25 protein-coding genes are annotated in these 25,713 nt (G+C 44.8%); 11 read left to right on the top strand and 14 right to left on the bottom strand.

Annotated elements, in window-relative coordinates; translation table 11 throughout:
* Positions 1–224: 224 nt before the first annotated feature.
* The 6 genes from hisG to ACS8E3_RS11330 all read right to left on the bottom strand — a co-directional run bounded on the left by hisG (position 225) and on the right by ACS8E3_RS11330 (position 5,667).
* Positions 225–920: an ATP phosphoribosyltransferase gene (gene hisG, locus ACS8E3_RS11355; RefSeq protein WP_439244265.1), complete on the bottom strand. Its 696-nt coding sequence runs from the start codon at positions 918–920 to the stop codon at positions 225–227.
* Positions 921–1,051: 131 nt separating this feature from the next.
* Complete coding sequence (gene murA / locus ACS8E3_RS11350) at positions 1,052–2,320, bottom strand: UDP-N-acetylglucosamine 1-carboxyvinyltransferase (RefSeq protein ID WP_439244264.1); 1,269 nt, start codon at positions 2,318–2,320, stop codon at positions 1,052–1,054.
* Positions 2,321–2,434: 114 nt separating this feature from the next.
* Positions 2,435–2,686: a BolA family protein gene (locus ACS8E3_RS11345; protein ID WP_439244262.1), complete on the bottom strand. Its 252-nt coding sequence runs from the start codon at positions 2,684–2,686 to the stop codon at positions 2,435–2,437.
* A 221-nt stretch (positions 2,687–2,907) separates the two neighbouring features.
* The gene (locus ACS8E3_RS11340; protein WP_439244260.1) at positions 2,908–3,891 is read right to left on the bottom strand and encodes an alpha/beta hydrolase; all 984 of its coding nucleotides are present in this window, start codon (positions 3,889–3,891) and stop codon (positions 2,908–2,910) included.
* Between the two features lie 151 nt (positions 3,892–4,042).
* Positions 4,043–4,900: a BON domain-containing protein gene (locus ACS8E3_RS11335; protein ID WP_439244258.1), complete on the bottom strand. Its 858-nt coding sequence runs from the start codon at positions 4,898–4,900 to the stop codon at positions 4,043–4,045.
* Positions 4,901–5,154: 254 nt separating this feature from the next.
* Positions 5,155–5,667: a YraN family protein gene (locus tag ACS8E3_RS11330; protein ID WP_439244256.1), complete on the bottom strand. Its 513-nt coding sequence runs from the start codon at positions 5,665–5,667 to the stop codon at positions 5,155–5,157.
* A 67-nt stretch (positions 5,668–5,734) separates the two neighbouring features.
* Here ACS8E3_RS11330 and rsmI point away from each other — a divergent pair, with 67 nt between their 5' ends.
* Together rsmI and ACS8E3_RS11320 are read left to right on the top strand one after the other, a co-directional pair.
* Positions 5,735–6,679 (top strand): 16S rRNA (cytidine(1402)-2'-O)-methyltransferase, encoded by a 945-nt coding sequence (gene rsmI / locus ACS8E3_RS11325; protein WP_439244255.1) that lies wholly within the window; start codon positions 5,735–5,737, stop codon positions 6,677–6,679.
* A gap of 82 nt (positions 6,680–6,761) precedes the next feature.
* Positions 6,762–7,781: an adenosine kinase gene (locus tag ACS8E3_RS11320; protein ID WP_439244253.1), complete on the top strand. Its 1,020-nt coding sequence runs from the start codon at positions 6,762–6,764 to the stop codon at positions 7,779–7,781.
* A 169-nt stretch (positions 7,782–7,950) separates the two neighbouring features.
* Here ACS8E3_RS11320 and ACS8E3_RS11315 read toward each other — a convergent pair whose 3' ends face one another.
* Positions 7,951–9,258 (bottom strand): O-acetylhomoserine aminocarboxypropyltransferase/cysteine synthase family protein, encoded by a 1,308-nt coding sequence (locus tag ACS8E3_RS11315; protein WP_439244251.1) that lies wholly within the window; start codon positions 9,256–9,258, stop codon positions 7,951–7,953.
* 297 nt (positions 9,259–9,555) lie between these two features.
* Positions 9,556–10,242: a Fe-S biogenesis protein NfuA gene (nfuA, locus tag ACS8E3_RS11310; protein WP_439244249.1), complete on the bottom strand. Its 687-nt coding sequence runs from the start codon at positions 10,240–10,242 to the stop codon at positions 9,556–9,558.
* A gap of 434 nt (positions 10,243–10,676) precedes the next feature.
* Here nfuA and ACS8E3_RS11305 point away from each other — a divergent pair, with 434 nt between their 5' ends.
* The 5 genes from ACS8E3_RS11305 (at position 10,677) to ACS8E3_RS11285 (ending at position 16,069) form a co-directional block, all read left to right on the top strand.
* A complete protein-coding gene (locus tag ACS8E3_RS11305) occupies positions 10,677–11,603 on the top strand; it encodes an alpha/beta fold hydrolase (protein WP_439244248.1) in 927 nt (308 codons plus the stop codon).
* Positions 11,604–11,735: 132 nt separating this feature from the next.
* The gene (locus tag ACS8E3_RS11300; RefSeq protein ID WP_439244246.1) at positions 11,736–12,386 is read left to right on the top strand and encodes a glutathione S-transferase family protein; all 651 of its coding nucleotides are present in this window, start codon (positions 11,736–11,738) and stop codon (positions 12,384–12,386) included.
* A gap of 204 nt (positions 12,387–12,590) precedes the next feature.
* Positions 12,591–13,637: a bifunctional nicotinamide-nucleotide adenylyltransferase/Nudix hydroxylase gene (locus ACS8E3_RS11295; protein WP_439244244.1), complete on the top strand. Its 1,047-nt coding sequence runs from the start codon at positions 12,591–12,593 to the stop codon at positions 13,635–13,637.
* 207 nt (positions 13,638–13,844) lie between these two features.
* Entirely contained in the window at positions 13,845–15,242 is a 1,398-nt protein-coding gene (locus tag ACS8E3_RS11290) for a nicotinate phosphoribosyltransferase (protein WP_439244242.1), read from the top strand.
* Positions 15,236–16,069, top strand: a complete 834-nt coding sequence (locus ACS8E3_RS11285) for an SGNH/GDSL hydrolase family protein (RefSeq protein ID WP_439244240.1) — start codon at positions 15,236–15,238, stop codon at positions 16,067–16,069. The genes ACS8E3_RS11290 and ACS8E3_RS11285 overlap by 7 nt, the downstream gene beginning before the upstream one ends.
* 134 nt (positions 16,070–16,203) lie before the next feature.
* Here ACS8E3_RS11285 and ACS8E3_RS11280 read toward each other — a convergent pair whose 3' ends face one another.
* The gene (locus tag ACS8E3_RS11280; protein WP_439244238.1) at positions 16,204–16,479 is read right to left on the bottom strand and encodes a type B 50S ribosomal protein L31; all 276 of its coding nucleotides are present in this window, start codon (positions 16,477–16,479) and stop codon (positions 16,204–16,206) included.
* 849 nt (positions 16,480–17,328) lie between these two features.
* Between ACS8E3_RS11280 and ACS8E3_RS11275 the strand changes: the two genes are divergently transcribed.
* On the top strand, positions 17,329–18,876 hold the full coding sequence (locus ACS8E3_RS11275) for an FAD-dependent oxidoreductase (protein WP_439244285.1): 1,548 nt from the start codon (positions 17,329–17,331) through the stop codon (positions 18,874–18,876).
* Positions 18,877–18,993: 117 nt separating this feature from the next.
* On the opposite strand, the gene ACS8E3_RS11270 is transcribed toward ACS8E3_RS11275, so the two are convergent.
* Positions 18,994–19,671, bottom strand: a complete 678-nt coding sequence (locus ACS8E3_RS11270; RefSeq protein ID WP_439244284.1) for an LOG family protein — start codon at positions 19,669–19,671, stop codon at positions 18,994–18,996.
* 241 nt (positions 19,672–19,912) lie between these two features.
* Here ACS8E3_RS11270 and ACS8E3_RS11265 point away from each other — a divergent pair, with 241 nt between their 5' ends.
* Entirely contained in the window at positions 19,913–20,899 is a 987-nt protein-coding gene (locus tag ACS8E3_RS11265; protein WP_439244236.1) for an alpha/beta hydrolase family protein, read from the top strand.
* A gap of 72 nt (positions 20,900–20,971) precedes the next feature.
* Here ACS8E3_RS11265 and ACS8E3_RS11260 read toward each other — a convergent pair whose 3' ends face one another.
* Positions 20,972–21,655 (bottom strand): 3'-5' exonuclease, encoded by a 684-nt coding sequence (locus ACS8E3_RS11260; RefSeq protein WP_439244234.1) that lies wholly within the window; start codon positions 21,653–21,655, stop codon positions 20,972–20,974.
* 193 nt (positions 21,656–21,848) lie between these two features.
* Between ACS8E3_RS11260 and ACS8E3_RS11255 the strand changes: the two genes are divergently transcribed.
* Positions 21,849–22,463, top strand: coding sequence for a M23 family metallopeptidase (locus tag ACS8E3_RS11255; RefSeq protein ID WP_439244233.1), 615 nt, complete (start codon positions 21,849–21,851; stop codon positions 22,461–22,463).
* A gap of 11 nt (positions 22,464–22,474) precedes the next feature.
* On the opposite strand, the gene dtd is transcribed toward ACS8E3_RS11255, so the two are convergent.
* Positions 22,475–22,930, bottom strand: a complete 456-nt coding sequence (gene dtd / locus ACS8E3_RS11250) for a D-aminoacyl-tRNA deacylase (RefSeq protein WP_439244231.1) — start codon at positions 22,928–22,930, stop codon at positions 22,475–22,477.
* 436 nt (positions 22,931–23,366) lie between these two features.
* On the opposite strand from dtd, the gene asd reads away from it, so the two are divergent.
* Positions 23,367–24,200, top strand: a complete 834-nt coding sequence (asd, locus tag ACS8E3_RS11245; RefSeq protein ID WP_439244230.1) for an archaetidylserine decarboxylase — start codon at positions 23,367–23,369, stop codon at positions 24,198–24,200.
* A gap of 10 nt (positions 24,201–24,210) precedes the next feature.
* Here asd and ACS8E3_RS11240 read toward each other — a convergent pair whose 3' ends face one another.
* A complete protein-coding gene (locus ACS8E3_RS11240; protein ID WP_439244228.1) occupies positions 24,211–24,909 on the bottom strand; it encodes an HD domain-containing protein in 699 nt (232 codons plus the stop codon).
* 151 nt (positions 24,910–25,060) lie between these two features.
* Positions 25,061–25,636 (bottom strand): isochorismatase family protein, encoded by a 576-nt coding sequence (locus ACS8E3_RS11235; RefSeq protein ID WP_439244227.1) that lies wholly within the window; start codon positions 25,634–25,636, stop codon positions 25,061–25,063.
* Positions 25,637–25,713: the final 77 nt, after the last annotated feature.

The raw sequence follows: 25,713 nt of genomic DNA, 5'->3' as shown, positions 1-25,713 counted from the left end.
TTGAGCTGATAATGAGTCGATCAGCAAAATGATAAGCGATTTCAAAGCAAACCTTAACCACGTAAATGATTACTTATGGTCATATTTTTGCTTGTATAAAGAGCAAGCATAATAAAACCAGTGTAGCACGCCCTATATAAAATACGGTACTAAACTGATTGCTACACTCAGATAATGAGGTTTTATATTATTAATGGATAAAACTTTGCGCTAAGAAGCAGCTGTTATACTGACGCTGTTATACTCTCTTTAAAACTATCTAAAATAGGCTCAAGTAAAGCAAACTTGCGCTTATAACTGACTTGATTGACAATTAGCCGCGAGGAGACATCACAGATATGATCGCGCGGCTCAAGACCATTCGCAATCAAGGTATTACCAGTGTCGACGACATCGACGATCAAATCGCCCAAGCCCACTAAAGGCGCAAGCTCCATCGAGCCATAAAGCTTGATGACATCGACTTGCTGACCTTGACTGGCAAAATAAGCGCGGGCAACATTGACGTACTTAGTAGCGATGCGCAAACGGCGATTAGGCAACGTAGCACCCTTAACGCCAGCCGTCATCAGCTTACATTGTGCGATTTGTAGATCTAAAAGTTCATAAACATGATTGGCACCATGCTCAAGTAAGACGTCTTTTCCTGCCACCCCAAAATCAGCGGCGCCATGCTCTACATAAGTAGGCACATCGCTTGCTCGCAAAATCAGTACGCGCACATTTGGGTTGGTGGTTGGGAAGATAAGCTTGCGCGATGCACTAGGGTCTTCTAACAAATCCACCCCAGCTGCTTGCAGCAGCGGCATAGTTTCATCAAGAATACGGCCTTTAGAAAGCGCTAAGGTTAGACCATTAAACTCATTGTCCACTTCGTTCAATAAAGCGTTGTCCTGCTGTTTTTCATTATTTCCAGTCATAGTTTTTTCTAAAGTTTGGATAAAATTTAAATAATAAGTGTCGATTGCAAATATTAAGCGTCGATTTAAGGGGGTTTGTTCTATAGCAGTCTTGCGACCCTTTATCAAAAACAGCGCTCGTATTATCAGTATCAGTCGTTGCTGTTAATACGCTCAATGTTCACGCCTAAAGCGCGTAGTTTATTTTCAACGTCTTCATAACCGCGATCGATATGATAAATACGGTCAATAAGGCTTTCACCTTCAGCCGCCGCTGCCGCCATTACTAGCGACATAGAGGCTCGCAGATCAGTTGCCATCACTGGTGCCGCTGTGAAGTTCTCAACACCCTTCACGACAGCCGTATGGCCATCGACTTGGATAGAGGCGCCCAAGCGATTGAGCTCTGGCACATGCATATAGCGATTTTCAAAGATATTTTCAATAAAGGTACTCGTGCCATCAGCCAGGCAAGAGATAGCCATTAGCTGAGCTTGCATATCAGTAGGAAAGCCTGGATGAGGCTGAGTACGAATATCGACAGGCTGCGGACGAATACTCATCTGCGCGCGAATCCAATCCTCACCTGTGGTAATCAACGCGCCCATCGACTCAAACTTCTCTAGTACAGGAATCAACAATGCAGCCGACGTTTTCTTGGTCAATACATCACCGCGCGTCATCAAAGCACCGGCCAGATAAGAGCCTGTCTCGATACGATCAGGTACCACCGAATACTCACAGCCTTGTAAGCGTTCAACACCTTCAATAGTCATCGTCGCGGTGCCAATGCCGCTAATTTTCGCGCCCATTGCCACGAGCATATTGGCTAGATCGACGACTTCTGGCTCAAGCGCACAGTTACCAAGAACCGTCGTTCCTTTCGCTAAAGCGGCAGCCATGATGACGTTTTCAGTACCGCCAACCGTCACCATATCAAAAGAAAACTTACAGCCGATCAGCTTACCCCCTTTTGGTGCTTGAGCTTTGACATAGCCATTTTCTACGCTGATCTCAGCTCCCATCGCTTCAAAAGCTTTAAGATGCTGATCAACAGGACGCGAGCCAATCGCGCAACCCCCTGGCAAAGACACTTCCGCTTCCCCAAAACGGGCTAGCAGTGGCCCTAAGACCAAGATAGAGGCGCGCATGGTTTTAACTAAGTCATACGGCGCGTAGAAATTATCTATATTTTTAGTATCACAAGTCACTGTATCGCCATCTTTATGGATATCGATTCCCATACCACCGATGAGCTGAATTAAAGTGCGCACATCTTGGAGTGAAGGCACGTTATGCAAAGTCGTTGGGGTTTCGGCTAATATCATCGCCGCCAATAACGGTAAAGCAGCGTTTTTAGCACCGGAGATGGTGACCTCACCTGCAATACGACTGCTTCCGGTAATTAAGAATTGATCCATAAAATGACAACCTAAGGGTAGTTATGATGATAAGTAAAATAGACCGAAACGAGTCTAGTAACACTAGCTAGTAAGCTGATATGTGTTAGTAAGCTTAGCTTTGGGCGTAGCATTTTAGCCCTTTGACTGCACTTCCCATTCAGCAGGCGTCAAGGCTTGAATATTGAGCGCATGTATATCACCGCTTGCTATCTTGTCATTGACTAACGCATAAATAGCTTGTTGGCGCTGTACGCTGCGCTTGCCCTCAAAGCTGGCATCCACCACGCGTACATCAAACTTATTACCTTGATTGGCTGCTTGAATAAAAGCGTCTGGATAATGCTGCTGTAAAAATGCGATTAAATCATCAGCGTTCATGCTCATAAAGTATCCTTTATTCTTTAAAGATGTTTTATTTCAGTATTTTTATTACGCGTGCGACATTATAACAAGAGTTTGACTCTCTGACAGTATTGTCTAGCACAGTATTGTCAAGCATCAGCTACTTATACTGCTAGCTATCAGCTGTGTTATAAAACAGCAGATGAGAGCTAGTGATAATGCAATAAAAACATTAACTGTTTTATCAATAGGCTCAGACTTTTTTAGTTAAGCTTTTTATTGAGATAGCTTAAGACTTGCGCGCGCACATCATTGACCCAGCGCAGTGGTGGTGCCATGGCGCCAATGCTAGTGGCATGACTGGCGCCTTTTATCTCACCATTCTCAACCGTTGCGCCGTAATCTTTGAGAGCCTGAGTCATTTTCACGGTATTGGTGTCATAAACCGTTTTATCATTCTCGGCGGTCAGTAATAGATAAGGCGGCTGTGGACCTTTAATTTGTCGATCAGGCATCACTTCGTCAGGCGTCGCATCATTGGCAAAGGCGCTGGAACCGCCATATTTTCGAAAGTCATAGCTATAAGGCCCAGCGATACCGATAACGGCGGTGATATCGTCTGGGCTAACGCCATAAGGCGCTAAAAAATCCTCGTTAGACATAGCCGCGACCACATTGAATGCGCCAGCTGAGTGTCCGATCACCGCTAAGCGCTGTGGATCCGCATGTAGGCTTTCAGCATTTTTATAACTCCAGGCGATAGCCTGCGCGGTGTCTTCCACAAAATCAGGATAAACGTGTTCAGGCGCTTTACGATAATTAATGACCGCCGTAACATAACCGGCCTGCGCTAAGCTTTGACCGACGAAAGCGTATTCGTCTTTATTGCCACTCTCCCACGAGCCCCCATGGACGAACACCACCATAGGGTAACTACTGGTAATCGCCTTTTCAGTCTTCATCGCTTGCGCTAATGGCTTGGGATAGTAGACATCTAAGTCTTGCGCTGACTCATCACCATATAAGATATCTTTACTGACCGTAACGCCGCCACTCGCAGTCAGACCGTTGACTATAGCCAATGCGGATAATGCTTGCGCCTGCTGAGTGGCCACTAGCATACCGCCAAACGCAAACGCGGCCGTCACCCCTATCTTTACAAGCTTAGATTTCTTTACGAGCTTCAATTGACGTGACGGCTCAGAGTTAATACTTGCTGATTGGGGCGCATTGGCTGGCTGCTTCATGGTCTACTCTCCTATTATTCTGGTTTTATCTGTTAAAAGTAAGATGCGAGCTTCTACAACAGTAAATAGCTTAATGGTTAAAGATGATGAAGTCAGATAAACCCTGTGATAATGGTTAGCATTCTTGTGAATGCTCAGCCTATTCTAACCTCTACTCATCTTGGTACAAGTCAACATAAGGACTAGAGGATCTAGGGGCTATCGGCGTCTCTGCAGGAGCGTTAATAGGCTGCGTATTGTCAGCGACGGGAGCGACAACCGCGCTGTTAGTAGAGGCTGGTGTTGGGGTTCTAATAACTGCAGTGGCGTTTGGTACCGTGACATCTACATTAGTAGCCAAAGTAGGATCAGTCATGATGTCTTCATCGCTGATAGTCGCGCCTATATCATTGACTAAGGTCGTAAATAACACTAGCTCGGTGATGCCCGCCGTATCATTGGCGATATCGATTAAATTACTCTGCTGCGTTGGGGTCATGCGGCCCATGATATAAACCACACCGTTATTGGTTACCGCTTTGAGCTGGGATGACTTTACCCCATCGCTCGTCGCGACTTTTGCCAGTAGCTTTGAGGTGATATAACCATCTTGTACCGTTGAGCTATAACCGCGAGCGACACTAACGCTAAGCTCGTTATAGACTTGCCGCACATCAGGCATTGACTTAATGACTTGCTCTATTTGCGATTTGAGCGCCTCAGTAGGAACTTCCCCGCTCAGCAATACTTCACTATTGAAGCTGTCTATGCTCATCCGGCTGTTTTGCTGCAGATTCTCTTGTAATCCGTAGACGTTGATTTTGGCCGTGTGCTCTATACTACGATCGAGCAAACGCTGCGGAATAGTACGCTCGGTGACCGGTACGCCATAAGTACCGTTGGTGCTATTGGTTAGATAGTTAGTCGTGCAACCGGTGATAGCGAGACTTGCCGCCACTAGGCTAGTCATCATCATTTTGACACACGTTTGACGACTTAAGGTGTTTGAGATAGCAGCGAGCGGAGACATCCTTATCATTATTTACCTCTTGGAGCATGATTGTTAGAGCGTGATTGATACGATTTTATGACCTTTATAGATCTCTAAGGAGTTTAGCTACTTTACTTAATTTTCGCCATTAGTAGTTAGGTTTTTGGTAACGATATCTATTAACGATTGAGCTTATAGCTCTTAATTTATAATAGCATTTAGGTCAAAGATATCTCGCCTAAGCATTGATAAATAAACATTGATGACTAAGCATTGCTAACATAGATATTTGGCTACCAAGCCTGTGCTGCAAAAGCTCCTTGTAGCCATTCTGGCCCCGCACTGAGCGCAGCGTCTCTGAGCTTGCGATGATAATCAGTCGTATCATAAGCAATCACATCGAAGCGACACTCATAATCGGCGTACTTAGGATGCTGCTGCAAAAAATATTTGGCGGTCTTGATAATTTTATGTCGCTTTGCCGCCGTTATGCTGAGCGCGGCATCGCCGAAGCTGGATATTCGGCGTTGCCGCACTTCGATAAACACTAAGGTCGACCATGATTTTCCGGTCTCTAGCATTACTAAATCAAGCTCACCTACTTTGGGTTTTTGCCAGTTTTTTGCAATCAAGATAAGCCCTTTTGCTTGCAGATACTCACAAGCCTGATGCTCATAATGGCTGCCTTGGCGCTGCCTGGGCGAGGTCAATAGTAGCGGTTTATGTTCTGGTCTTTTATTCGGCTTTTTATAGGTCATAGCCTTAATTAGTCTGCGCAACATTTCAGAATTATCATAGCACAACATGCTAAACTAGCTAAGCTTTACAGCTTTTACTTTTTATTCTAATTTTTTATAGCGATTTGAGGTTTTCATGTCCACCCTTACAAAGATGCCAGCGTGTTTGTACATCGTTGCTACTCCTATAGGCAATCTTGCTGACATGACTGCGCATGCGATTGATATCCTGAAACAAGTCGACATTATCGCCTGCGAAGACACTCGCACCTCAGGCAAGCTGTTGTCACATTTCGGTATTCATACTAAAGCTGATAAAGCCAATGAAACTGATATTAATCGTGATAATGCTAAGACAGAAGCATTGTCACAGAACGACGCAAATAAAAAAGGTCACAATAAGCTTTGGGCATATCATGAGCACAATAGCGCGATTCAAACACCCAAGATTATTGAGATGATCGAGCAAGGGCACTCCGTTGCTTTAATCAGTGATGCCGGTACGCCTTTGGTCAGTGACCCCGGCTATCAATTGGTACAAGCCGCTCATGATGCTGGAGTAAAAGTATCGCCTATCGTCGGTGCTTCAGCCGCTATTGCTGCGCTCTCGGTAGCCGGTCTGCCCTCCGATCGCTTTAGTTTCATTGGTTTTTTGAATGCGAAGACTCATGGCCGTCAAAAGCAATTAGAGGCGCTAAAAGCGCGTACGGAAACCTTAATATTTTATGAAGCGCCGCATCGTATTATCGCAAGCTTGAGCGATATGGCTGCGGTATTTGGGACAGAGCGCGAGGCAACGTTTTGCCGCGAGCTGACTAAGACTTTTGAGACCGTACATAAAACGACGCTTGGCGATTTGGTTAAGTTTGTCACAACCGATGACAATCAACAGCGCGGTGAAATAGTCGTCGTTGTTGCAGGAGAGGCTAACGTAAAGGATGCTGATATCAGCATCCATGATGAGCTTTTGGAGCGTCTACTTAAAGACTTGTCAGTAAAAAAAGCTGCAAGCTTAGCCTCCGATATCACTGGGGTCAAAAAGAACGCTTTATATCAGCGTTTACTTGAGCTACAAGCTTAGCGGCCGTTACGATAAAGACAGTTTGTATTTATTTCGCTTGTTTTAAAATAGCGTTCTAGCATTCAATTAGGAGAAGTAAGCCATGTACGATGTGATAGCAATAGGTAATGCATTGGTCGATCACGAATATGTGTTGAGCGATGCCGCCTTAGAAGAGACGGAATTAACCAAAGGCAATATGACGCTCGCGGCGTTTGAAGAGCAGCAGCAATTGCTTGCTTACTTCCAGCTGGCCAATATCGAACCTTCAAAACAAGCGGGCGGCGGCTCAGCGGCTAACGCTATGTATGCCTTTGCCAGTCTTGGCGGCAAGCCTTTTTATGCCTGCCGCGTCGGCGATGATGAGGCTGGAAAATTCTACTTAGAAGACTTACATAATGCGGGCGTTGCAACCTCAGAGCGATCGATTCATGAAGGCGGTGTTACCGGCTCATGCGTGGTGGCGGTAACAGATGATGGTGAGCGTACCATGCAGACTTACCTCGGTACCTCAAGCGATATCAGCGAGGAAAACGTCAACTTTGAGGCACTAACAAGGGCAGATTGGCTCTATTTAGAAGGCTATCTTGCCATGTCAGAAGGTATTCAGCCGGCTATGACTAAACTGCGCCAGCAAGCCGGTATTCATAATGCTAAAATAGCCGTCAGTTTTGCCGACCCTGCCGTGATAAAGTTTGCCAAAGAAGGCCTGCTCAATATGCTCGGTAATAAAGTAGCGGTGATATTTTGCAATAGCGAAGAAGCCAAACTGTTCACTGAAAAAAAGCAAATTAAGGCCGCCGCTCGTGCCCTTCTTAACTATTGCCAAATTGCGGTAGTGACCGATGGCGCTAATGATACCATTATCGCGCATAAGCCTGATGAGCAGACCAGTATCGATATCCATCAAGTCCCTACCCCAAAAGTTATCGACGTTATCGATACCAATGGCGCCGGAGATAATTACTCAGGGACTTTTTTATATGCCTTATCACAGCATTACTCACTCCCTGAGTGTGGGCGTCTAGCCGGTGAAGTATCAGCGCAAGTGATTCAGCAGTTCGGTCCCCGTCTAGAGTCGCAACTCTACAAAGATATAGCGCGGCGCGTATTGACTGCTTAAATAGCTTTGATTACTTTTTGCTTTAAGTACTATTAATCTTAAGTACTATTAATCTTAAATATTATTAATTATAAGTATCAAAAAAATCCCACCTCTATCTTGAGATGGGATTTTTATTTTAGCTAATCATTTTATCTAACCAAAGATATAAAGCGAGCTATCTAAAACACTAAGCTTTAGCCAAAGCTTGCTCAAGATCGGCTTTGATATCTTCGATATGCTCAATACCAATCGACAAGCGCACCATGTCTTCGGTGACGCCGGCTTGCTCTAGCTCTTGACCGTTGAGCTGCCGATGCGTGGTGGTCGCAGGATGGCTCGCTAGCGACTTTGCATCGCCGATATTGACCAAACGCGTAATCAGCTGCAGCGCATCAATAAAGCGCGCGCCAGCTTCGCGGCCGCCTTTTACGCCGAAGGTTAGAATCGCTGATGGCGTGCCTTTCATGTATTTCTGCGCCAAAGCGTGATCAGGATGATCTTCTAGGCCTGCATACTTAATCCAAGCGACCTTGTCATGACCCTTTAGATACTCAGCGACCGCTTGGGCGTTCTGGACATGGCGCTCCATACGTAGGCTTAGAGTCTCAATGCCTTGCAAGATTCCAAAGGCGTTGAGCGGACTGAGCGCCGCCCCTGTATTACGCAGCGGTGCCACGCGAGCGCGTGCAATAAAGGCCGCCGCACCGACGTCTTTGACGAAGTTAACACCGTGGTAGCTAGCGTCTGGCTCGTTCAGTAGTGGAAAGCGCTTAGGATGATCGCCCCAAGCAAATTGACCGCTATCAACAATAGCACCACCGATTGAAGTTCCTGTGCCGCTCATATATTTGGTGAGTGAGTGAATAACGATATCAGCGCCGTATTCAAACGGACGACAGAGCGCAGGCGTAGCAACCGTATTATCTATCACTACTGGCACGCCATACTCATGCGCGATGTCACTTACCGCTTGGATATCGATGATATTACCTAGCGGATTACCGATACTCTCAGCAAACACCATCTTGGTTTTATCATCGATTAGATCGCGAATCGATTCGGGGTTTTTATGATCAAAGAAACGCACCTCGACGCCTTGACGCGGCAGCGTATGAGCAAAGAAGTTATAAGTACCGCCGTACAAGGTCGATACCGCAACGATATTGTCGCCCATCTCGCAGATGGTCTGCACCGCATAAGTAATCGCTGCCATACCAGAGGCAACGGCTAGAGCGCCGATACCCCCTTCAAGCGCGGCCACTCGCTCCTCTAGTACCGCATTGGTCGGATTCATGATACGGGTATAAATGTTGCCCGCGACCTTTAAATCAAATAGATCAGCGCCGTGTTGAGTATCGTCAAAAGCATAGGAGCTCGTGTGATAAATCGGTACGGCAACGGCTTTTGTGGTCTGCTCAACGCTATAGCCAGCATGAATCGCTAACGTCTCTAAACGCTGATTATGGTTACCGTTTTCTGCATTTTCCTCGCTCATAATGTACTCCTTATTAATTGCGATTTCTAAGTTATAGCCAATTCGAAATAAAATCGCTACGTTAATATCATCGTGCTACTAGTAGCACTATATCGGTTTTAAAGTGAACTAACTGTAGTTTAATCTCTAAAAAATCATCGGATTGAAAGCTTATTCAATGATAATCAAATGTTAGGCATAAAAAAAGCTGAGTTAATCATAACCCAGCTTCCTTATGAAAAGAATAGCGAATTTTTTATTACTTAATGAATAAATATCATAAGCAAAGAGAATTAACAACCCATCTTTATACAGAGCTTATTTATAATAAGCGTTTTCAGTGCGGGTATGATCGGTATCATCAACGACTTGCGTCAACTCTGGAATTTGTTGCTTAAGCTGTACTTCAACGCCTTGACGCAGAGTCATATCAACTGCTGAGCAGCCCTGACAACCGCCACCGAACTTCAGCACTGCAGTCAGGCCAACACCTTCTTCTTTGATGAGTTCAAGCAGTTGCACATCACCACCATGCGCGGCAAGACTTGGATTAATCTCTGACTGAAGCACATAGTTGATACGCTCTTCAATACTGGCATCAGCGCCTACTTTCGGCACTTTTGAGTTAGGAGCACGGAAGGTCAGCTGGCCACCGAAGCGGTCTTTATTATAATCAATCACCGCGTCTTCTAAGTAAGGTACAGAAGCGGCATCGATAAAGGCAGCAAAATTATCATAGCTGAATTTTAGATCGGCGCTATCTTCTTCGCCGGGCTGATTATAGGCCATACAGCACTCAGCACGTGGCGTACCTGGATGCTCCACAAAGATCCGGACACCGATACCGTCAGTATCTTGCTTGGATAATAAATCAGCCAAATAGCCTTGCGCTGACTCAGTTATAGTAATATTACTTTTAGCTTCAGTTTGCTCGGTATCAAGCGCAGACTCAAACTCTGCTTCATTGCTAGTAGGAGCACTTGCAGTTGGGTTTTGATTACTCATAGTATTTCCTGTACGTTATGACACCGACGCCTGATTGCTAGCACCGTTGTGTCGTCAGTTTACATACCTATCATTAAAACGATTTTAATTTAATGGCTATTATTTAAAAAAACTTAACCTGTTAAAGTAAAAGTTAATTTTGTTCAAAAATACCAGTGTATATTATGATTTTAAGCCATAGCATTTTTGCGAACTATTTTTTCACTGAATAAAGCCTTTGAGCGCTATTATAACCCAAATAGGTTTTAATTCCGACCTCGCTACTGTGATTTAATCGTCATCACTACTTCCTTTATATTAAGGCGATAATATTGATTATCAAGCCACTATCGTTATAGGATATGACGACTCTTTATTTAAGTAGCACAATACCAGTATCAAGCTACTAGCCACTGCGCCTATGCTTTCTCCTTCCCTTTACAAGCCACTATTTTATGATTTCTGAAGACTTAACCTTAATAACCACCAGAGATGGCGAAAAAATCGCCGTTTGGGAAGTTACTGATGAGACTGTTAATAAACCATCGCAAAAGGCGATAAAGAGACAAAATATCTTTTTGACTCACGGTACTTTTTCGGACAAAAAAGTCTGCTTAGGTATCGCCAGTTATCTAGCAGGCCTTGGCCATACTTGCTATATCATGGAGTGGCGCGGACATGGGAGCAGCTCGATCCCTGAGAGTAGATTTAACTTTGAGAGCGTGGCTACTCATGACTATGAGGCTGCTTTTCGCTACTTATTTGACGATCTCAAGCTTGATAACTTGCACTGCGTCACTCATAGCGGCGGCGGTGTTGGCCTAGCGATGTTTTTAGTGCAGAATCCTAGTTATATCACTAAGATTAATAGTATCAGTACTTTTGCTTGCCAAGCCTACGGCGCTGTCCTAAACCCGATCAGTTACGCCAAAATCCTTGCAGCAAAAATCTTTACTAAGCTGCTTGGCTATATACCTGCCAAAAAGCTCGGTCTCGGCCCTTTTAATGAAAGCTACTACACGATGACCCAGTGGTATGACTGGAATCTACAAAAAAACTTTAAAAGTAGCTTTATAAAAAATAAAGATATCGATAAACAGCTGAAGCCCGCAAATGAGCGTTTTGATTATCGGCAAGGTATGGCAAATATTACTACGCCTATCTACGCCATCAGTGGTAGAGGCGATCTATTTATCTCCCCAGCTCAAGGCTGCAAGCTGTTTTTTGATGAGTTTAGCCATGCTGATAATGTTTTTTGTGAGTACGCAAAATCCAGCGGGCATTTAGAGGATTACGATCATACACGAGTACTTATGAGCCGCAACGCCGCAAAAGAGATCTGGCCAACAGTAGCCGCCTGGATCGAAAAATATGCCAGCTAGAGCAAACTAAGACTACAAGTATTAAACCAATGTCACAGAAGATAACTAACTTAAGCGCTCACCCTCGTTAGACTCGGTAAGAATAACTAATAAAAAACTTTCAATGCAAACAATAACTAACAGGAGTAAGTTATGAAATTATACGTCATCCCAGGAACTTGTGCTATCGTTCCCCATACCGCCTTAGAATGGACTGGTGCTGATTATGAGCTTGAGTTACTAGACCATGATTCAGTCAAATCAGAAGAGTATCTAAAAATTAATCCACAAGGTGCGGTACCAGCAATCGTCGATGGCGAGACTGATGGTTCTAAAAATATTGTTACCCAAAATATTGCCACCCAAGTCTATATCGATGCCAATTATCCTGATGCCAATATATTTGGCACAGACACTTCCCCTGCGGGCAAAGCACAAGTGATGCATTGGCTAGCGTTCGTTAATGCTGATCTACATAAAGCCTTTGCGCCACTGTTTGGCCCTGATGGTTTCGTTGAAGGTGATAAAGCACAAGAGAGCTTAAAGCAAAAAGCTAAAGAAAAAATCGCCCACTTAATCAGATTGCCAAACGAGCAGTTAAGTAAACATGACTATCTAACAGGTACGAAAACTACCGCTGACGTTTATCTTTATGTGACGTTAACGTGGGCAAAAAAGTTTGACATTGATTTGTCTAAATACAATAATTTAAACGGTTTTATCAAGCGTATGGAAGCTGATGAGGGTGTCAGCGCAGTTATTAAGCAGCAAGGTTTAGAGAAGATTGAATCGCTGTCAGATTAATTTAGTTATCTAAAAGAACTGCTTGAGACCCTTCTATTCATGCAAGAGTAGAAGGGTCTTTTACATGAGCTTAGCTTCAACAGACCCTAGTTTTGGCGCAAAACATCTTTACACTTGTCAGCCGCTAAGCGCTTGTGTCAATATTAGCGTCATTATACATTTTTTGAGTAATAACAAATAAGCTTGTCGTAGGGAAAAAGGTTTATGAGCGCATCAGCAGCAGCTAATAATAACAACCATAAACACTATAAATATCTGGTTTTTATCGGGCGTTTTCAGCCCTTTCACTGTGGACATAAAGCGGTTATCGATGAGGCTTTGCAGCGCGCAGATAATGTCATTATGCTGATAGGTTCTGCTAACTTGCCACGTAGCCTACGCAATCCATTTTCGGTCGCCGAGCGTACTGCGATGATCAAAGGCGCATATAGCGATGAAGAAGCCGCGCGTATTCACTGTGTGGCGCTCGATGATGCGCTCTACAACGACACGCGCTGGCTAAAGTATGTACAAGCGGGCGTCAGATCGGTCACCGATAATTTGAGCGCAGATATTGGCTTGATTGGTCATTCAAAAGACAGCTCTTCATACTACCTCTCGCTTTTTCCGAACTGGGCTTCGGTCTCTGTACCTAATTATCAAAACTTGTCGGCAACGCCTATTCGCGATAGCTATCTGATGGGTGCGATGCCGACCCCTGAACGTACGCCTGAGTCCACCCGCCAAGTGTTAAAAGCGTTCAATAAAACGGACGAGTACCAGCGGCTGCACGAAGAAGCAGGGTTTATTGATAAATACAAAAAACAATGGGAGTCTGCACCTTACCCGCCGACATTCATGACTGCCGATGCACTTGTAGTGCAATCCGGACATATCTTACTGGTTGAGCGCCGCAGTATGCCGGGACGCGGACTTTGGGCTTTGCCAGGCGGTTTTCTCAATCCAAAAGAAACCTTATTTGATGCCTGCATCCGCGAGCTTAGGGAGGAAACGCGTCTAAAGGTGCCGGAGCCTGTACTACGCGGCTCGTTTCACAGCCAGCATACCTTTGATGATCCATATCGCTCCGCGCGCGGTCGTACCCTTACGCAAGCCTTTTATTTACAATTAAAGAATGATGCAAAAGGTCTACCGAAAGTGAAAGGTGGTGATGACGCTACCAATGCTTTTTGGTTACCGCTAGCTGAGCTAGACGCGAAGATGATGTTCGAAGATCATTATGCGATTATCACTAAGATGGTCGGGCTTTAGTTAATTATTCAGTTTCACTGCCTAAGCCGATAGACGGCAAGGGTTTTTATACATCGTTTATTATTCTAAATAAAACGATGTTAATGGATAAATTGTTAAACGTCTGGATTATAGAAGGAAGCAGATGTACCTCTAGTACTTCAAGTCACTCTATAGCTCAGACGTAACGCAAGTGATCCATTTAATTCAAAGCAGAGGAGTTCTGTGATGTACACTAGCAATTTCAACAATCTTATCTTAAATTCCGACAGCTACAAGACCTCGCACTGGGTGCAATATCCAGCGGGTAGCGAGTATATGTCAAGCTATGTCGAAGCGCGAAAAGGCGACTACGATGTGGTGTTCTTTGGTCTGCAAGCTTTTATCAAAGAGTACCTTAGCAAGCCCATCACTCAGCAAGATATCGATGAAGCCGAGCTCGTTATTGAGGCACACGGCTTGACCTTTAATCGCACGGGATGGGAGCTATTATTAGAGAGACATAACGGCTATCTACCGCTACGTATCGAAGCCGTTCCCGAAGGTAGTATCGTCCCTGTTTCCAATGTCGTCTGCCAGGTCATCAATACCGACCCTGATTTTTATTGGCTGCCAAGCTATATCGAAACCGCGCTACTGCGCGCTATTTGGTATCCCTCAACGGTGGCTAGCGTCTCTTATTACTGTAAGGGTATTATCCGTAAGGCACTAGAGAAGTCCGCCGATAATACGGATTCACTACCCTTTCGCTTGCATGATTTTGGCGCTCGCGGGGCTTCTAGCTTTGAGTCAGTGGCGCTAGGCAGTTTGGCGAACTTAGTGAATTTCTCAGGTACCGACTCGATGACGGCTTTGGTCGCTGCTAGTCGTTGGTACGGTATGGATAAGGAGATGGCAGCTTTTTCTATTCCTGCCGCTGAGCATAGCACGATGACCGCTTGGGGCCGCGATGGTGAAACGGCTGCTTTTGCCAATATGATTGAGCAATTTGGTGGCAAAGATAAAGCCTTTTCAGTGGTCTCTGACAGTTACGACTTGTGGAATGCCATCGACAATATCTGGGGTGATGAGCTAAAAGAAGCGGTCGAAAACATGGGCGGTACTTTAGTCATTCGTCCCGATAGCGGTGAGCCGACGAAGGTAGTGCGTGAAGCTTTAGAGCGCTTAGCGATAAAATTTGGTACCACTATCAATAGCAAAGGCTATAAAGTGTTGCCAGATTGTGTACGCATTATTCAAGGCGATGGCATTAACGCGCAAAGCTTAGGCAAAATCATCGATGCGGTGATGGATGCCGGTTTTAGCGCGGAGAATATTACCTTTGGTATGGGCGGCGGCTTACTACAACAAGTCAACCGCGACACGATGAGCTGGGCGATGAAAGCCAGCGCTATCTGTATCGATGGCGAATGGATAGATATCTATAAAGACCCTGTCACTAGTCACTCCAAACGCTCAAAAAAAGGACGACTGGCCTTAATAAAAGACAGCAGTGGTCAGCTAAAAACCATTAAAGTAGATGAGCTTGATAACAGCGCTCAAGGCTTACTACGCGATGTCTATGTCGATGGCAAACTACTTATCGATGATACTTTAACTACGATTCGGGAGCGTACAGGATGGTAGCGACGACTAAAATAGCTGGCGCTGCAAAAGAGGTGCTGCTAGCGCCTATCTATCTATATCAAGGCTACAAGGTCAAACGCGACACCGTGCGTTTGCCTGAGCCTGAAGGTGAGCGTCATGGACGAGTTAGACTTACTGACGCCGTCCAGCAAATAACAAACGACAACGACCATACCTTAAGCGTTATGGTCGTTGGTGATTCGGCAGCGGCTGGAGTTGGCAGTCAAACCCAACAAGATGCGCTAGCAGGTCAACTGATACCCGCCCTACAGCAACAAGCGCTAGATAATCAAGCCTTTGGTCAGCAGTTTGATACGCTGAGCTGGTCAGTACAGGCGACAACGGGGCATACGAGTTTTGACATTTTACGCCGCTTGTATGTCATCTCTAAACCTAGTCAGCCGCTTGATGTCATGGTTATCAGTGTTGGGGTTAATGATACGACTACACAAGTCGCAGCGGCTGAGTGGCAACAGCGACTCGAAGCGATTATTACTATTGCCCAGCGTAAATTCGCAGTGCGGCAGCTGATTTTTGCAAGATTGCCACAGATGGAACAAATGCCAGCATTGCCTGCGCCTTTAAATCATTTTGTGGCAGCTAGAGCCACAAAGCTCGATGACATATTGCAGCGAGTCTGTAGCGCTCATCAGGGTGTGACTTACATGGCAACCGATTTTTCGCGGATGTTAGACGAGCATGCAAACGGTGCGCCTATTGATATCTCGGTCATGTTTGCTGATGATGGCTTTCATCCCAGTAGCCTCATGTATGGGTATTGGGCGCAGCAATTGGCGGAGCTTATAGCCGAATTGTTTGACACCTGAGCTATCAGCTCAGTCACTGTATAGAAAATAAGAACTGTTATTTTTGCTTCTTTGCATAAAAAAACCGCTAAATCATTAGCGGTTTTTTTTGGCTTAACCTTATCTTATCGATAAGCCTATTAGGATCGTATTGCTTACTCAGCGTTAGTCGCTTTCTTGCTACGACCACCAAACGCGCCAAAGCGTTTGTTGAAGCTTGCCACACGGCCTTCGGTAGAGCTCTTACGCTGCTCGCCTGTGTAGAAGGGGTGTGATGCACTTGAGATATCCAGTGGATAGTATGGATATTCTGTACCTTCGTACTCGCGAGTGGCTTTTGTATTAACGGTAGAGCGCGTCAAAAAGTACACGTCAGCGTTAGTGTCATGGAATAGAACTTCTTGATAATTAGGATGGATATCTTTACGCATAATAAACTCTCTTAAGTCCGATGTATGCCTGTTTATTGAAGCTTTAAGCATACGTAACTGAGGCACTAAGCACATCTATAAGTCTAGCAATTGCATCACTGGCTTATTCCAGCACCCAACACCACACCTTTGCTCTCTTAGCCTTTCCCCAGCGGGAAAATTGAACCGCGATTTTAACGGTTTTTAGGTCCTGATGCAAGTAATGTCTCCGTTAGCGTCCCTTAACATCCACGCCGACCTACTGTTATAGCGATAATTAAAAGCTTAGAAATTGATCACACATACTTTGAGACTACTGTTCAAGATATGAATGTAGTCTGTTCAAAATAGGAAAGGTTTGAAATTTTTGCAAGTCATTAGGGTCTGTTGAGCATTCATAAATGAGCACTGCTGATAACTAAAATTGATCTAGTCGTCGTGCCTCTTTTTGGTTTTCACTGACAAAACTAATGCATATTCTTACGTATTTACTCTGACAGCCTCTTTAGTTTTTTATAAAATACCAGTCTAAATGATAAGTACAACTTCACAATTTTTATTTACAGCTCTAATTGATTAATAACGCATACGGTTGGTATTTCGTATTGAACTTAACCTATTGCGCACGCATATCATTTACAAAGTACCTTATACGACTATTCTTAACCAATTGCGTCTATGAGCTTCAAATACTTGGTAATCAAAAGTAGTGAGCTACAGTTGCTTCTCAAACGTTAATAAGAAAATATTAATACCTGTAGCCGTTAAAGACGCCAAAACAATAAGAGCAAAATAATGACTCAATCCCATGATAAAAAAGCAACAACACCATCCCAAATACTTACGAGCCGTTTTACTAGTAAGCCTGTGATGAACAAAAATAACAATCCTAAGCGCGTTGGTATCTTAGGCGGCGGTACTGCTGGTGCTACTATTGCTATTCGTTTGGCTGCTCTAGGCCTTGAGACTTATTTGTTTGAGAAAAAAGCCTCCTTAATCGATGGTCCGCCCATGTGTCATCTACATGCCGGTGGCAACTTATATCGCGAAATCCCAGATGAGGACTGCGTAGCGCTCTTAAAACAGTGCATCGATATCTTACGTCTTTATCCTTATACCATGGACGTGCGCCCAACGGTTTTTGCAGTTCCTAATCGCGATGAGGGGATGCCCGAGGATTTACTGCCGCGCCTTGAGATATTGACCCAAGCTTATCGTGAGCTTATTGCCCAAGATCCTAATAATAAAGTACTTGGCGATCCTGAGGACTATTATCAACTTTATAGCCATGAACGTTTGATTGAGTTATCAGAGCGTGAGCAAGTGGCAGTGCCAACTACGGTGGATGAATGGGTAATACCTGTTGCTAAGTATTTGGACTTAAATAAGGTTAAGTTTCCGCTGATTGTGGTACAAGAGTACGGCTGGAATATCTTTCGCCTCGCCGCTTCAGCGCAGTTAGCGCTAAAGGGTTATGATAATGCCCATGTCTTTACCGATACGCGAGTTGAGCAAGTGACGGCTGTTGAATGCAGCGACTGTACGACTGCTCATCATCATGTCAGCAAATGGCGAGTGGATTATCAGCAAGAGGGTAAAGACAGCGGTAGCGCTGACAAGACCGAATCTATCGAAGTCGATTATCTAATCAATGCTTGTGGTTTTCGCACCGGTGTCATCGATGATATGGTGGGGGTAGATGTTGAGCGTATGGTTGAGTTCAAATCCTCTTATATTACTCACTGGGAGGATGCAGGGGGTCAAATTCCAGAGATTATCGTTTATGGTGATCGCGGTACGCCAGAGGGTATGGCACAGCTAACGCCTTATCCAGACGGTTATTTTCAGATTCATGGTATGAGCAAATTTATCACTTTGTTCGATGATGGTTTAGTGGCTTCTAGTGAAAACAGTGCGCAGCCAAAACTACCTTCCCAATATCTGCATTATATAGAAGATGGCTGGGACAAAGCGCCTTTGCAAGCTCGTAGTCAGCAAGCGATTGAGTACATAGCAGAGTTTGTACCAACCTTTAATAGTGCGCGTACAGTAGGTAATGCTCTATACGGTGGTCAGCAAATCCCAGGCAAAGACGATACGTTACGAGTAGCTGATGTTAGTCTTTATGAGCATCTACACTATGCTCGTGCTGAGAATGTCAAAGCCTCGTCAACGTTATTGGCGGCTGATGAGATTGTCAAGCAACTGATAGATATAGGGCTGCTAGTAAAAGACTTGCCCGCTGACAAAGAACGCTATACGCATGACTGGGCTTATTTAGCGCGCAATAACAGCGCAGCCGTGCATGAAGTCGCACAAGAGCTTGCAAAACAGCGTGGTTTCCCCTTAGCTATGGCAGGCGTTAACCATGGTATTAGCGAGTTGCCATTAGATAGTCTGACGACTGCTGAGGTTTAGATTGATCCGCTTTGCTCATTTATTAGAGCGTGTTGAATAGTATCGATAATAAACAAAGCGACCGTTGCTAATGTAACGGTCGCTGATTGAGCGCAAAGGGTTAAGTGTAAAGGTAGTCTAATTGCCGACCATCTTTTTGGTATCTACCTCATCTTCGATAGTAACGATGGTTTGTAGCAGCTCTATAGCTTCGTCAATAGTGTTACAGACGACTAAGCGCTCTAGATCTTGTTGCTTCATAAAGCCTTGCTCAGTAGTGAATTTGAGATGCTCAATCATACGATCATAAAAGCCATTTATATTTAGGATAATCATCGGTTTTTCGTGCTGATAGAGCTGACGCCACGTGGCGATTTCCATAATCTCCTCAAGCGTTCCAAGGCCACCAGGTAAGGTAATAAAGGCATCGGCATACTCTGCCATCACCGTCTTACGCGTGTGCATAGTATCGGTGAGATGCAAACGAGTCAGACCTTGATGGGCGATTTCGTGCTTGAGCATAAAGGTTGGAATCACTCCAACCGCTTGTGCATCACCCTTGATGACTTCATCCGCGACTGCGCCCATCAGTCCGATGCTGGCGCCGCCATAGACTAAGCCTAGACCGTTACAGGCTAAAGCTCTGCCAAGCTCACGTGCAGCCTGCTCGTATATCTCATTATTACCTAAGCGCGAGCCGCAGTAGACCGCCACTAGAGGCATACTTAAGCTAGATGTATCGACCGCTTGCTCTATGTTTGAGATATCATTACTGGTAATGACTTCATAGTTTTCATTGTTAATCTTCATTTGCATCATAATATGTCCTATATTTTATTTAACTGTTATTTTTATGCTAGTGTTTTCCTACGCAAGTTGGTAAATATTGGCTTATAGTTCATGCTTATCTTGTTTAAATTATTTCTGCTTAATTCGCTTAGTCTACTAGCTAATTAGCCTAATCTACTATGTATTTTACCATAAGCCTTATCGTCAGATGTCATCAACGACTTCTCACTACTCAACAACGACACTTTTAAGCCATCAGGATATGATTATGCTCGATAACGATACTCTTGCAATAACTGCAACAACTCATTCATCGGCCAATGATGTCAATAATTATACAAATAATACTGAAAATAGCGCTATCGATAGTTATCCCTTGACCATTATGACTGAGCGTAACCAGCCGTTAGCGGCGACTGTCTATCGCCCGCAAACCGACAGCAATTCTGAGACAACCCTTGCGATAAAAACAGCGGTAATGATAGCGCCAGCGACAGGTATCAAGCGTCAGTTTTATCTTAATTTTGCCACTTTCTTAGCGGAGCAAGGCTTTGGAGTTATCACCTTTGATAATGAAGGCATCGGTCAGTCTCTATCGACTACTCTAGCTAAGTCTGATGCTTCTCTCATTAGTTGGGGTCGCCATGACATGCCAGCGGTACTTGATGCTTTGCAGTACGAATTCCCAGAGGCCAGTTATCATCTCATCGGACATAGCGCTGGGGGTCAGCTCATCGGGATGATGCCGAACTATGCCGCTTTGAGCTCAGTATTCAACGTTGCGTGCTCATCAGGACGCATCAAAAACTTAGACATGCCGTATAAACTCAAAGCCATGGGCTTTATGGACGCGTTTATTCCACTAACTAATTTAGTCTTAGGTTATACGCCTGCTGACAAAATCGGAATGGGTGAGCCGCTACCTCGCGGGGTCGCGCGTCAGTGGCGTGAGTGGTGTAATGGCGCAGGCTATATCAAAACGGCGCTAGGCAAAACCATTCACAATCACTACTATGATGATCTGACTATGCCCTCATCCTGGCTCGGCTTTAGTGATGATGATATTGCCAATAGCGAGAATATGGACGATATGATTAGAGTATTCCCAAATATTCCCGTAGAAAAGCACTATCTAGACCCTAAAGATTTAGGCGTGAGTCACATCGGGCACATGCGTTACTTTAGTCGTAGTACTTATAGCAAAGCGCCGCAGCTCTGGCAGATGGCGGTAGATTGGTTAAATAAACAGTCATAAGCCTTAACAAAATTTAAGCAGCATCGTTGGTTAAAAGCAGATATTTATGGTGTGACAAACTGACTTCTCTCATCACTCTTTGGTTTTTTCTGCTTCTACTCGCTTCGTTAGCGCCGAATACAGCGTCGGCTGCATATTGTGAATATTCCCCAGCATCCACTTTATGTAGCTGATAGGTACCTCTTTTATCAGCTTGCCTTTGTGCTTACCAAAAGGCATCCTACTAGCGGGGCTGGCGGTATTAGATACCTTATGCGCAGCGGCAAAGTCGGTTGGCTCAATCTCTAGGCGCTCGCAACAGGCTTTATAAAGCAAATAACACATTCGCGCGTCGCCTAGTGCATCGTGAGCGGCGATAGTCATTTGCTGCGCCTCGTCTTTACCTAGCAACTGCTCGATGCACTTGGACTGACTATAACCCCTCCATTCAGGAAAAGCGACTCGCGCCAGTCTTACCGTACAAATCAGCTTGGCCGAAGGACTCCCTATCACGCGCCAATCAAAGCGTACGTTGTGTCCTATCAGATACTCTGGCAGCTCAAACTTATCTGACTCAAAACGCTCACACCCTGCGACATCATCATCGGTGATACCATGAATCTTGATGACTACCGGCGATATCGTACGCCCACTATTAAAATACTTCATCCACTCAAAACCCGTGGCGACATTGATAGTCGCCACTTGAATAGGACGCGGATCACGGCCTTGATCGGTTTCAGTATCGATGATAAGGGCAGTATTTAGATTAGTCATAAGTTAATTCAGCTAGTAGTAGCTGCAAATGTAAATGTAGCTAAAAACATTGTGATTATTAAGGTCTGTCAGTGTCAAGGTCGAATGCTCAACAGTCCCTAAGGTGTTAAACAGTCTTGCGACAATCATAATATTAAAAACAATATGTTATAAAGGTATATTATACCTATTAACCAAATTACAAGAGCGCGCGATGCCAGCCACTAAGCCTCCACCTCTACCAAAACCTTCTAATGCAAAAGCGCCTAAGCCTTCGCTTATTGGGCATATATTCAGTCTATTACTCAGAGCGGCTTTACTCTTTGCACTACTGTTCGTCGTAGATAAGGTGCTACCGAATCTGCGCTGGCAAACACAAAACTTTATCGTTGCCAAGTGGCAGCAAGTTAATCTACTACAAGAAGCATTGCCTAGTGATAATAGCTTACCAAGCCCGCTACCCGGCCAGCATTTGACTGATACTTGGGGCGCTGCTCGCAGTGCAGGTCGCTCGCATGAAGGCATCGATATCTTTGCCGAGCGTAACACCCCTGTGCAAGCGACTACACATGGTATCGTCAGTAAAGTGGGCGAAAACAACTTAGGCGGGCGCGTTGTGGTCATTGTTGGTCCAGGCGGCGCAGGACATTATTATGCGCATTTAGAAGAGTACGGCGATATTGAGGTCAATGATTGGATCGAGAGCGGCGACACTATTGGCTACGTGGGTGATAGCGGCAATGCCAAAGGCACGCCGCCGCATGTGCACTACGGGATTTATATCAAAGGTAGCGCGGTCAACCCTTATCCTTTATTAGTAAAAAATTAGGAACTGCTAAATTAGCTCATTTCTAAATTAAAATTGAGCGGTCCGTCATTGATACTCATCACTTGCATATTCGCGCCAAATTCACCCGTCGACACTTTGGGATATTGAGTCTTGGCATAAGCGACTAGCTCTGTAAATAGAGACTTTGCCGCCTCAGGACCCATCGCCCCACCAAAGTCAGGACGACGACCTTTGTCGGTCTTCGCCATCAAAGTAAACTGCGAAACCAATAATAAACCGCCACCGACCTGCTGTACATTCTGATCAAGCTTGCCAGTTTTCGCAGGATCGCTCTCATTTTCAAAGATACGATAGGTGAGTATCTTATCGATCATACGCTTCGCCGTGTGTAAGTCATCATCAGGACCAAGACCAATATAAGTTAATATCCCTTGCTCGATTGCGCCAACGCTTTGACCATCGACCTCGACACTCGCCTGCTTTACTCGCTGAATAAGCGCTTTCATTGACCACTCCTTTATGGCTATTATTGCTGATAGATTAAGTATGCGAAGACTAGGGCGTGTTGAACATTTATAAATAGGCACTGCTGATCGCTAAAATCGTTCCAGACTAGGCGCAAGTCGAAGATAATGTTAATACCTTAGCTAGACTTGCAACACCGTATGGGGCAATTTTAGCATCAGCCTGCAAGGACAGGACTCTTTTTTGCCGCTCCTTTGCTAAAAATATCCCCTTAGAATGACTAAGCTAGATATTTTTACCCTTGAATCGCCTAAAAAATAGTCTCTGTCAGTGCCATGATCGAATGTTCAACACGCCCTAAGATAAACATGCAAAGATAACTTATCCACACACAGATAAAAGCGGATCATGATAAAATAAGGGTATTGTTATCATTATTTTTAGCTGTTATTTTCAATTTATTTTTAGGTAGCTCTTATGACTCTATTTACCACCCTGCAGCAGTTTGTACCGCAGCAGAAATTAAGCAAAGCCGCCGGACGCTTGGCTGCTAGCCGTCATCCGCTAGTCAAACGCGCCTTTATTCGTAGCTTTGCCAAAGCCTACAATGTGACACTAGAGGAGTATGAGCGTGATAGCTTCAACGCTTATGAGAGCTTTAATGACTTTTTTACCCGCGAGTTAAAAGACGATGCTCGCGCTATCGATAGCACTGTGGGTGGTATCGTTAGTCCTGCTGATGGGATAATATCACAGCTTGGGCAAATCAAAGATCATAAAGTCCTGCAAGCCAAAGGCCGTGACTATGATATCGGTCAACTGCTTGCCAATAGCGCTGATGGTGATTATTTTGCGGATGGCAGCTTTGCAACTGTCTATCTAGCGCCCAGTAACTATCACCGAGTACATATGCCTTTTGCGGGTACTTTAACGAATACTCGTTACGTGCCGGGCACGCTATTTTCGGTCAACACGGTCACAGCGGCCAATATTCCCGATTTATTTGCGCGTAATGAGCGTCTGGTTTGTATGTTTGATACCGAATACGGTAAGGCGGCAGTGGTACTGGTCGGCGCTATGATTGTCGCAGGTATTGAATCGGTCGCAACAGGTAAAATCACGCGTACAGATGATATGCAGGAAGAGGCGCATAATATGGCGTTGGCGAAAGGCGATGAGCTTGGCCGTTTCTATCTCGGATCGACGGCGATTGTGGTACTGCCAAAAGCGGCAAAGGCAGATTGGCAACAGAGTATGAGCGCTAACTCGGTGGTGCAAATGGGTCAGCTCTTAGGAACGGCTAAAGCCTGATACAAAGGCGTTAGCCTGTTATTAGCCAGCCCTGCTCAGCTGCATAGTCTAGCTGTGCGGTCATCCATTGATGAATAGTGGGAAAGCTATCTTTGATAAAAACATGAGCGGCTGCCACTTGCGACCGTTTTACGCCAAGCTCAATCCATGTCCTACCTTGCGTCTTTATATTTAATAAAAAAGGCAGTAAGCGGTCGACAACCTTAAGCAACTGAGTCTCGGCACTGTTTCCAGTTTCTTGCTCTTCCCAAATCTTGCTTAGTTCTGCTATACCATTACCGCGCTCGCTTTGCAGACGGGCTATACCATCGCGCTCTTTGATATGCGCATCTTTACGAGTATTAGCATACAAAAAGGTATCACCTGCATCAATTTCGCCTAAATCATGAATGAGCGCCATCTTCAGTAACTTCTCATGATTGACCTTCAACTCAAACGCTTCAGCGATGGACCAACATGCCATCGCTAAGTGCCATGAGTGCTCAGCAGAGTTCTCTATTCTGAATTCACTGGCAAAGTCATTTTGGGTAATGTAATTACGGCGGTTGACGTGCTTGAGCGCATCAAGCTCTAACAAAAAATGAGTGATATCGTCCATGTCTCTGGCAGGATGACTGTCATTAGACTGAAGGCGATCTTGAAGGTTAGCGGACGGGCTAGCATACACAGAAGCCTTAGCAGTGGATGTAGCGGTTTGATACAAAGACATAAAAACTCGTTGAGTTGAAGCGTTAGTTTTGAGTGCTAGTAACGATAATGCTTTCATGGATGCTGCTGTATGCTACGCGGCAGCATCGCATTTATTAACGTCACTTATTAAAGATATACTATAGAAACGACTGTTTTATAACACTCGACCTTTATTTGATCAAATTACTAATCGTCTTAAAAGCAGGATCTTTACTACTGCGGCATAGCTCAAACAAGATAGATTCAACGGTAGTAATGACCCCACCTGCGCGGCGAATACGGCGAATAGCTTGCTTTTTGTCATAAGGAAAGCGCGAGCCCACAGCGTCGCCGATGATTACCGGCTGCATGCCATTGTCTAGTAGATCAAGCGCAGTTTGCATTACACAAACATGAGTCTCAACCCCGCATAAGATAACGATGCTGCGGTTTTGCTGCGCTAAGTGATGCCAAGAGTCATCATTGTCACAAGCACTAAAAGTGACCTTTTCAAAGCCTTTGGCGTTACTGCCTTCTAACACATCGGTAATCTCAGGCAAGGTTTCGCCTAGTCCTTTTTTATACTGCTCATTGAGCATAATGGGGATATCGAGCGCTTGTAGACCTTTGATCAAAGTCACTATCTTTTTAGTGATTTTTTCGTGATCTAAGATATGCGGCGTCAGGCGTTCTTGTACGTCGACAACCATAGCTTGGGTATTTTCGCGGGCGATACGGTAAGTCCGATCAGTAATCATAGTAGGCATATTACACTCCTTGTACGACTGTAGTCGTGTACTACAGAATCCTATAATATTAATTTATGCTATCTCTTATTTAGTCA

Source organism: Psychrobacter sp. 2Y5 (assembly GCF_051847375.1).
Classification (GTDB): domain Bacteria; phylum Pseudomonadota; class Gammaproteobacteria; order Pseudomonadales; family Moraxellaceae; genus Psychrobacter.
Note: the sequence above shows the minus strand (reverse complement) of the source record. Positions and strands in the feature narration are given on the sequence as shown.